Annotated in this window: 10 protein-coding genes; 8 read left to right on the top strand and 2 right to left on the bottom strand. The window is 42.3% G+C overall.

The window, feature by feature from the left end:
• The 4 genes from ACJ751_RS16435 to ACJ751_RS16420 all read left to right on the top strand — a co-directional run.
• Window positions 1-1,170: replication-associated recombination protein A (locus ACJ751_RS16435; protein ID WP_407746604.1), on the top strand; the 1,170-nt coding region annotated here is incomplete at its 5' end.
• Window positions 1,171-1,220: 50 nt separating this feature from the next.
• Entirely contained in the window at window positions 1,221-1,679 is a 459-nt protein-coding gene (locus ACJ751_RS16430) for a GNAT family N-acetyltransferase (RefSeq protein ID WP_407746603.1), read from the top strand.
• Window positions 1,680-1,831: 152 nt separating this feature from the next.
• A complete protein-coding gene (locus tag ACJ751_RS16425) occupies window positions 1,832-2,782 on the top strand; it encodes an outer membrane beta-barrel protein (protein WP_407746602.1) in 951 nt (316 codons plus the stop codon).
• Between the two features lie 85 nt (window positions 2,783-2,867).
• Window positions 2,868-3,272, top strand: coding sequence for a T9SS type A sorting domain-containing protein (locus ACJ751_RS16420; RefSeq protein WP_407746601.1), 405 nt, complete (start codon window positions 2,868-2,870; stop codon window positions 3,270-3,272).
• A gap of 336 nt (window positions 3,273-3,608) precedes the next feature.
• Here the strand turns inward: ACJ751_RS16420 and ACJ751_RS16415 are convergent, their stop codons facing one another.
• Together ACJ751_RS16415 and uvrA are read right to left on the bottom strand one after the other, a co-directional pair.
• Window positions 3,609-4,133 carry a 5' nucleotidase, NT5C type gene (locus ACJ751_RS16415; RefSeq protein WP_407746600.1) on the bottom strand — a complete coding sequence of 175 codons (525 nt, stop codon included), beginning with the start codon at window positions 4,131-4,133 and terminating at the stop codon, window positions 3,609-3,611.
• A gap of 3 nt (window positions 4,134-4,136) precedes the next feature.
• Complete coding sequence (gene uvrA, locus ACJ751_RS16410; RefSeq protein WP_407746599.1) at window positions 4,137-7,058, bottom strand: excinuclease ABC subunit UvrA; 2,922 nt, start codon at window positions 7,056-7,058, stop codon at window positions 4,137-4,139.
• Window positions 7,059-7,281: 223 nt separating this feature from the next.
• Here uvrA and ACJ751_RS16405 point away from each other — a divergent pair, with 223 nt between their 5' ends.
• From ACJ751_RS16405 to ACJ751_RS16390, 4 genes are all read left to right on the top strand, one after another.
• Window positions 7,282-7,956 carry an OmpA family protein gene (locus tag ACJ751_RS16405; RefSeq protein WP_407746598.1) on the top strand — a complete coding sequence of 225 codons (675 nt, stop codon included), beginning with the start codon at window positions 7,282-7,284 and terminating at the stop codon, window positions 7,954-7,956.
• A 60-nt stretch (window positions 7,957-8,016) separates the two neighbouring features.
• Window positions 8,017-8,670: a porin family protein gene (locus tag ACJ751_RS16400; protein ID WP_407746596.1), complete on the top strand. Its 654-nt coding sequence runs from the start codon at window positions 8,017-8,019 to the stop codon at window positions 8,668-8,670.
• Window positions 8,671-8,812: 142 nt separating this feature from the next.
• A complete protein-coding gene (locus ACJ751_RS16395) occupies window positions 8,813-9,460 on the top strand; it encodes a porin family protein (RefSeq protein WP_407746595.1) in 648 nt (215 codons plus the stop codon).
• Window positions 9,461-9,621: 161 nt separating this feature from the next.
• Window positions 9,622-9,959: outer membrane beta-barrel protein (locus tag ACJ751_RS16390; RefSeq protein WP_407746594.1), on the top strand; the 338-nt coding region annotated here is incomplete at its 3' end.

Below are 9,959 nucleotides of genomic sequence, written 5' to 3'. Positions count from 1 at the left end.
TTGCGTACAGCTATCGACCAGGGGAAAGTGCCCTCCATGATCTTATGGGGCCCGCCCGGCACCGGCAAAACCACCATTGCCAACATCATTGCCCATACTTTACAGGTCCCTTTTTACACCCTCAGCGCCATTAGCTCAGGCATAAAAGAAGTTCGTGAAGTAATTGCCGAGGCGAAGGATAAAGAACGGGCCATCTTATTCATTGACGAAATACACCGTTTTAATAAAGGACAGCAGGATGCCCTGCTGGGCGCCGTGGAAAAGGGCATTGTTACCCTTATTGGCGCCACCACTGAAAATCCTTCGTTTGAAGTGAACAGCGCCTTGCTCAGCCGTTGCCAGGTATATGTATTAAAGCCTTTGCAGGAAGAAAGCCTGGTTAAATTATTACAACAGGCCATTGTAAAAGATGTGCAGCTGCAGAAGAAACACATCGAGCTGAAAGAAACATCCGCCCTCATAACTATTTCAGGCGGCGATGCCCGAAAATTATTGAACCTGCTTGAACTGGTTGCTGATGCCCTGGGCGATAAAGTCATTATTACTGATGACGCGGTGATGGAAATTGCGCAGCAACGGATTGCCCTATACGATAAAGGCGGTGAACAGCATTACGATATCATTTCTGCTTTTATAAAAAGTATGCGCGGCAGCGATCCCAATGGAACTGTTTACTGGCTGGCCCGGATGATAGAAGGCGGTGAAGATGTAAAATTCATTGCCCGCCGCATGTTGATACTGGCCAGCGAAGACATTGGCAATGCCAACCCTACTGCGCTGGTAATGGCCAACGCCACCTTTGAAGCCGTTGATAAAATTGGCTACCCCGAGGCCCGCATTATTTTATCGCAATGCGCCATTTATCTGGCGTCTTCACCTAAAAGCAATGCCTCCTACATGGCCATCAACGAGGCGCTGGCAGCCGTTCGTGAACTCGGCGATCTACCGGTGCCCCTGCACATTCGCAATGCGCCTACCGGCCTCATGAAAAAACTCGATTACGGAAAGGGCTATAAATATTCGCACGATTATGAAGGAAATTTCTCCAGCCAGGAATATTTGCCGCCGCCACTCACCGGCCGCACCTTTTACAGCCCGGGTAAAAATGCCAGGGAGGAAGAACTAAGAAAATACCTTAAGAACCTGTGGAGAGAGAAGTACGGGTATTAGTAGGGGAAGCCTGACATATATATAACACGTTACCTGTAACCAATTATCATTTGCAAGAACTAACTTTTATACATAAGTCATTTACCGAACTTACTCCGTACGAGCTATACGCCATATTGCAATTACGCAGTGAAGTATTTGTAGTGGAACAGAATTGTGTTTTTCTGGATGCTGATGATAAAGATCAGGTATCGATACATGTAATGTGCTGGCAAAATGAATTACTGGCTGGTTACACACGGTTAGTACCTGCAGGAATCGCCTATGAAGATCCTTCTATCGGGCGTGTTGTTACCTCACCGAAAGTACGACATGCAGGTATAGGAAAACTACTAATGAATTATTCTATTCGTACAACATACGATGCGTGGGGGAAAACTACTATAACCATCGGTGCGCAATTTTACCTCCGTAATTTCTACACCTCTCTGGGATTTCAACAGTGTAGCGACATCTATCTTGAAGATGGTATTCAGCATATTAAGATGTTTCTACCTGTAATCAATTGAAAACACTGGATAGAAACACTTATTTGGATATTTTTTTGAACACTGCACACAAAAAACAAACAATTCTGCGTTTATAGTATGTGTGACTGGCGTTTACTATTTTAGCGCCAGATATTTTCCCAGACCGTCTGAAAACTAAATCTGATATTCTCATGAAACAATTTTTACACTCTGTAAGGAGGTGTAGCTTGTTACTACTGGTGAGTGCAGGTATCTGCATTTCTTCCTTTGGCCAGTATACTGAAAGTTCCTCCGTTTTTGAGGCAGGCATTTCTGTTGGACCCACAAACCTTCTGAGTGACCTCGGAGGTAATGCCGGAAAGGGTACCAAGTTTGTTAAAGACAACAACTTCCCCGCAACCAAACTGATCTTTGGTGCTTACCTGACCTACCAACCAAACGAATGGCTGGGTTTCAGATTGGCATTGAACAGAGGTACACTGGCTGGCGACGATGCGCTGATTAAAGGTAAAGGCGGCTATGAAGAAGCCCGCAAAAACCGCAACTCAGACGTTCGTTCGCGCATAACCGAGGCTATGTTGCTGGCAGAATTTTATCCCACCGTTTTTTTTGAAGGCGATCCAAGTGATGTTGTAGGACGAATCAGACCCTATGGCGTGGCTGGCGTTGGTTTATTACACTTTAAGCCACAAGGCACTGATCCTTTAACAGGCGAATGGGTTGATCTGCAACCTTTACACACTGAAGGACAGGGCTTCGCAGAATATCCTGGCCGTAAAGAGTATAAACTCTCAGCGTTTCAATACACTTTGGGCGCAGGTGCTAAATACTTCTTCAGCGAAAAAGTAAACCTGAGTCTCGAATTATTACACAGAACTACCAATACCGATTATATCGACGACGTAAGTACAACCTATGTTGATCCGCAAACGTTTTTCGCTCATATGTCACTGGCACAAGCCAACCTGGCAACAAGAATGGCGAACAAGAGCGGTACTGTATTTGGGGCTTACAAAGCCGGTGATAAAAGAGGTACCTCTACTAACAATGATGCTTATTTTTCAATTAACGTGAAATTAGGCTTCAGATTAGGCCGTGGCGGTAACAATTACAGTTCAACCCGTTGTCCGGTTAATTTCTAATAGTTACATTCCGTATTCAGGATATTGTTGATCCGTACCCTTTTTGAAAACTTTTGGCCTCTGACGAGGTAGCCAAATTGAACCCATGAACACGATCGAAACCGTAGGAAATCGTTTTATCCGTACCGTACCCGCGCTGCTAACAATAGCAATATTGTTCGCATGCGCCAACATCTCCTTCGGTTGCCCGTTACCAGTACCCACCTATTCTAATGATACTATCCTGGTACAAAAACAAGTCACCAGTAAAAAGCACAGGATCAGGTTGTTTCAAAACGACGATCAAAGCGCTCTGTTCTTTAGTGTGCGTGGTGTAGAGGGGAAAGTATACCAGCTGTTTATATTTGACGTTACAGGAAACCTGGTTACACAGACAAATATTAAAAGCAAGCAAACCACTGTTATTGACAACATTGAAAAAGGCAATTACCTGTTCGAAGTGTTCAGTGATGATGAGCGTATTGAAAACGGCCAGGTGACAATAAAATAAATCGGTTTCTGGTTGCTGTTATCAGCAACTACAAAAAGCTCTTTGCTACCACAACTTATAAACCAATAAGCTGCAGGGGAAATTAGTAAAATCCATATATCCGGTTGAGTCAAAACCTGATCCGTTCCCTATTTTTTAAGTACCCTGAAACACAAAGATTTTATTAATCACTTCCCTGCGCTTGCTTATTGGCTTTCAAAAATTCTTCTGGTTAATGCCAGTATCCTCAGTAGCCGGCGATGAACAATTGCCGGCTACTTGTTTTTTATACCTGTCTCAAATGCAAAACGCCCAACACGATATCGCATCAGGCGTTTAAGAATTTTATATTTACAATTAATGTAGAAAAATAGTGCCCGCTTCCTGCCAGCTGTTTATCCGGTCGTAACCTGTAATATCCAGGTTGTGCGCCGCCGTAAACAGGTGTTTCCTTCCATTAAAATGTTGTAGGTGCCGTACATGGTCATCGATCATATGATCGCCAAACACCATTCGCTTTTCCCCACACAACACCAGCTGTTTCCAGGTAAAGAAAGGGAAATGCTCCATCAACCAATCCAACTTATCTTTTAATGAATTGGGGAATTCAGTAGCAGCTGATACGATAAATATTTCATACCGTTTATTCATTTCCTTTAACACATCCACACTGTCCTTCATCACCGGCAGGTCCCTGAAAAAGCCAGGTTCATACAAACGCGCCCGCACCAATGTTTGGTGATGTTCAGGAAAACCGGGCAACCATGAACCTTTCATTTTATTAAGATCTATGGGCAAGCCATATTCTTTTTCATACCAGGTTATCATAGCACCCATAGGATCGGCTATCACTTCATCCATATCAATAATTACGCGTTCCATACACTATTTTAATTCTTCTTTTAAAAATTTAGCGGTGTGGCTCGCTTTTACCTTTAACAGGTCTTCGGGTGTGCCTTCAAACAAGATCTGACCGCCGCCATCCCCACCTTCAGGCCCCAGGTCAATGATATGATCGGCCACTTTAATTACATCCATATTATGTTCTATCACCAGCACGGTATTACCACGATCGACCAGTTTATTCAGCACATCGAGTAAATGCTGAATATCTTCAAAATGCAATCCGGTGGTAGGCTCATCAAGGATGTAAAATGTTTTACCGGTATCTTTTTTCGATAACTCGGTAGCCAGTTTTACGCGTTGTGCCTCTCCCCCGCTTAAAGTAACCGCACTCTGTCCCAGGGTTATATAGCCCAACCCTACTTCCTGCAGCACTTTAATTTTTCTGTACAGGTAAGGTACATTTTGAAAGAATTCAACAGCCTCATCAACCGTCATATCCAGCACATCGCTGATGCTTTTCCCTTTATACCTGATCTCCAGTGTTTCGCGGTTATACCGCTTACCCTGGCATTTTTCACAATGCACATACACATCGGGTAAAAAGTTCATTTCTATTACGCGCATACCCCCGCCTTCACACACATCGCAACGGCCGCTTTTTACATTGAACGAAAAACGGCCGGCGTTATACCCGCGGATCTTTGCTTCAGGTATCGAAGCAAACAACGTTCTTATATCGGTAAAGAAACCACAGTACGTGGCCGGGTTACTGCGGGGTGTACGCCCAATAGGCGACTGATCTATTTCAATTACTTTATCAATATGCTCAAGCCCCTTGATACTTTTATATTCAAGCGGCGTCATTTTTGAGTTAAAGGCATGTTTGCTTAGAATGGGATACAGCGTTTCAATAATGAGCGTTGATTTTCCGCTGCCGCTTACCCCGGTTGCCACAATCAATTTTCCCAGGGGGAATTTGGCGGTGACCTTTTGCAGGTTATTGCCATTGGCACCAATCAATTCAAGCACCTTTCCATTGCCTTTTCTGCGTTCTTTAGGTATCGCTATTTCACGTTTGCCGTTGAGATAGGCAGAAGTAAGCGTATCGAGTTTCAATAAAGCATAAGGCTCTCCCTGCGCCACTACCCTGCCGCCATGAAAGCCGGCTTTGGGACCAATATCAACCAGGTGATCGGCCGCCATCATAATATCCTTATCATGCTCAACCACCAACACACTGTTGCCGATATTGCGCAGGTTTTTCAACGCTTCTATCAGGCGCATATTATCACGCTGGTGCAAACCGATGCTTGGTTCATCCAGTATATAGGTAATGCCCTGTAACTGTGAGCCGATCTGCGTTGCCAGCCGTATACGTTGTGATTCACCGCCGCTGAGCGTGCGTGAGGAACGATTCAAAGTAAGATAGTTCAACCCAACATCGAGCAGGAACTGCAGGCGCTCGCGGATTTCTTTCAGCACATCTTTTGCAATAACGTTCTGCTTGTTCGATAACCTTTTCTCAACTCCCTTGAACCATGTTATCAATTTATCGAGGTTGAGCTCGCTTAGTTCTGAAATATTTTTTTCATCTACCTTAAACCACAGACTTTCTTTTTTTAACCGGGCGCCGTTACAGGTTGTACAGGTTTTTAATTGCATGAACTGTTCTGTCCATTGGCGAATGGCATCACTTGAGCTGGCGGCAAACCATCTTTTCAATTGGGGCACTACCCCTTCAAACTCTTCGGTGTATAATTTTGCATCAGGCTCAATGGTATCAAAGTCCAGGTGTTCTTCTTCCGATCCGTTTTCATTACCATACAAAACAAGATTCAGGGCTTTCTTCGGCATATCTTTTAAAGGAACATCCAGGCTGAACTTGTTTTTCTTCGCCAGTCTTTGTACCTGGCTGAACACATAATTATCTCTTTCTTCGCCTAACGGGGCAATCCCTCCATCATTAATACTAAGTGAATGATCGGGCATTACTGCATCCATGCTTATCTGGTATACATTACCTAATCCCTTACAGGTTGGGCAGGCGCCATATGGACTGTTAAATGAGAAACTATTGGGTGAAGGTTCTTCATAACTAATGCCGGTGTCTTCACACATTAACTGGCGGCTATATTGAACCAGTAACTCTGCAGGTGTTTTGCTTTTACCATTGGTTGCCGCATCGTGTACTAATAAGAACATAAGCTCCTTACCCAATTGAAGCGTTTTTTGCACACTTTGACTCAACCGCACCTTCATATCATCTGTTACTGCCATGCGATCGATCACCACTTCTATATCATGAATTTTATAACGATCAACCTGCATTTTGGGAACGAGGTCTTTTACTTCACCATCAACCCGTACTTTCAGATAACCTTTTTTGCGAATGTCTTCAAACAACTCACGATAGTGCCCTTTACGGCCGCGCACCAATGGCGCCAACAATGTTATCTTCTTGTTTTTGAACTTCTTATAAATATTATCAACGATCTCTTCTTCGCTGAACTTGACCATTTTTTTCCCCGTATTGTAACTGTAAGCCTCCCCAATGCGTGCATACAATAAACGCAGGAAATCATACACTTCGGTAATGGTACCAACGGTTGAACGTGGGTTTTTATTAGTGGTCTTTTGTTCAATGGAAATGACTGGCGATAAGCCTGTAATCTTATCTACATCGGGCCGTTCCATATCACCGATGAATTGCCGGGCATAGGCGCCAAAACTTTCCATATAACGGCGCTGCCCCTCCGCGTAAATGGTATCAAACGCCAGTGAAGATTTTCCACTGCCACTGATCCCTGTTATTACAACCAGTTTATTTTTAGGAATGCTAATGTCAATATTCTTAAGATTGTGTACCCTCGCACCAAAGACATGTATCGCTTCATCTGTTTCAACACCGGTTACCTTTTCTTCTTTCGGTTGAACCGGTCTTTTAACTTTCACATCTGCCATAATATAAATACGCCTTTTATATTTGTGTGGGAAATTACATTAACCCGTGCGATATTACTAAATAAATTGTCAATGTTATACAACAAAAAAACAGTAGGAAAGTTGATAAACCTTTAAGATATTTGCGCCTCATTTTCAACCAACTAGCTTTTAATGCGTATTATGGTATACAATTTGAAAGCTGTGGACTATCATTATCAAGTCTTTACTAAAACAAAATAATATGAGATCGATCCAAAAAACCCTGACAAGTATTGCGGCTGTGGCTATAATTTTAGCCGGTTGTAAAAGCATGAACAAAACCACCAAAGGAGCTGTTATCGGAACTGCGGGCGGTGGCGCCATAGGTGCCGTAATAGGTAAAGCTGCTGGTAATACCGCATTAGGCGCTATCATCGGTGCAGCTGTAGGTGGTGCAACCGGTGCGGTTATTGGTCACAAAATGGACAAACAGGCAAAAGAAATTGAAAGCAAAGTACCTGGCGCTAAAGTTGACCGCGTTGGTGAAGGTATCGTCGTTGAGTTCAATGAAAAAATATTATTCGCTTTCAGCTCGTATACTTTGGGCGCAAACGCTGCATCAAATCTTGATAAGCTGGCTACCATCTTAAAAGAGTATCCTGATACTGACATTGAGGTACAGGGACACACTGACAGCAGAGGAACTGACGAATACAACATGGGCCTTTCTGAAAAAAGAGCTGGTGCTGTAGCTAATTATCTGAAAGGAAAAGGTATCCCCAGCAGCCGTATCAGAACAAAAGGTTTTGGTGAAAGCGCTCCTGTTGCTACAAATGATACGGATGAAGGCCGCGCTCAAAACCGCCGCGTGAACTTCCTGATCACTGCCAACGAAAAAATGAAAGAAGAATCAAAGAAAGAAGCAGCTAAACCATAAGCTTCTTTGTCTATAAGGCCATTATCATTTTTTTAACCTTTCAACGCTAATTATTAGAACATGAAAACAAAAGCACTGTTAATCGCCCTTTCAACAACTGTATTTGCTTTAGGCGCTAAAGCACAGGACAAAACTACCTTTGGAGTACGCGCTGGTGTTAATTTTACCAACTTAAATGGTAAAGAGTCGAATGGTGACAAACTCGACAACAAACTGAAAGCAGGATTTAACGTAGGTGTTAACGCTGAAATTCCTCTTGTTCCTGACTTTTACGTGCAACCAGGTTTATTGTTTAGTACTAAAGGATCAAAAGATAAACAAGGTGATGGCAAACTGAACCTTTCTTATCTTGAAGTTCCGATTAACCTCCTGTACAAACCTACTTTAGGAGCAGGTAAAATGTTATTAGGCTTCGGTCCTTATGTTGGTTTTGGAATAGGTGGAAAATATAAATCAGGTGATGAGAAAATAGATGTTAAATTTAAAAACGACGTAAAACCATCTGACGTTAGCTTAACTGATCCTAAAATTTTCCTCAAAAGCCTGGATTTTGGTGGCAACCTTTTGGTTGGTTATGAAATGAGCAATAATTTTTCTTTCCAGTTAAATGCTCAATTAGGTATGACCAATTTGAATCCTAAATCAAATGGCGTAAAACCTAAAGACAAAGCAAAAAATACCGGTTTTGGTATTTCAGTAGGCTACCGCTTTTAATTGATTGGTATAACTTAACTGATATCTATCATATGGGCCATCCCGATTAAATCGGGATGGCCTTTTTTTTGCTATATAGTAATTACCAGCCTTACATCGCCCCTTCTTATTCTCTTCATGTTTAAATCACCTCAATTATTTTATGAAATTAAAAATTCTTTTGATCGCACTAACTGCATCCCTTCTTGCTCTGGGCGCTACAGCACAAAACACTTCGTTCGGAGTACGGGCGGGTGTAAACTTTACAAACATCAATGGAAAAAATGGGGCAGGCAATGACCTCGATGGCAAATTAAAAACCGGTTTTAACGCCGGGATAAACGCAGAGATCCCTATTGCAGAAGATTTATATGTAAAACCAGGTCTGCTGTTTTCAACGAAAGGAGCAAAAGATAAAAACTGGGACAAAGTAAAATACCAATTGTCATACATTGAAGTACCAGTTAATCTTTTGTACAAACCTGAACTGGGCGATGGCAAATTGTTACTGGGCATAGGACCCTATGCAGCTTTTGCAGTTGGTGGTTCTTATACAGATCCTACCGGCAACAAAAAAGATTTTGAATTTGCACATGATGTCACTGCCGCGGAAGCATCCACGCCACATATGAAACGCATGGATTATGGTGGAAATTTATTAGCAGGATACGAATTCAGCAGCGGATTGTCGTTTCAACTCAATGCACAACTGGGCCTTGCCGATATTCACTCAGAAGTTCAGGGCGTTGGTGATAAAGCGAAATACAAAAACACCGGTTTTGGCGTTTCTGTCGGCTATCGTTTTCATTAATAATATATAATGATTTTATATAAAAAGCCATCCCGATTAAATCGGGATGGCTTTTTTCTGTTATACAATTTAAATGTAACCACTACGTTATTTACCGAGTTTTTCAAGGTTATTAAAAATTCATGTTCTTATTCTCTAGTAAAAACCACATCAATTATTTTATGAAATCAAAAGTACTCTTGATCGCATTGGCTACTACCGTATTTGCATTGGGCGCTAAAGCACAGGATAAAACTACGTTCGGGGTGCGGGCTGGCTTAAATTTTCAAAACATCACCGGAGATGATGGCGATGGTCATAAATACGATAACAAATTAAAAACCGGCATTAACATAGGTTTAAACGCAGAAATTCCTATTGCAGAAGATTTTTATATACAACCTGGCCTTTTGTTTGCAACCAAAGGAGCTAAAGACGATAATTACCGAAAAATAAATGTCAGATTGTCTTATCTTGAAATTCCCATCAATCTTTTGTTCAAGCCTGAGTTAGGTGATGG

It is taken from the genome of Niastella sp., from assembly GCF_045805085.1.
GTDB lineage: Bacteria > Bacteroidota > Bacteroidia > Chitinophagales > Chitinophagaceae > Niastella.
This window is presented reverse-complemented; position numbering and strand designations above follow the sequence as displayed.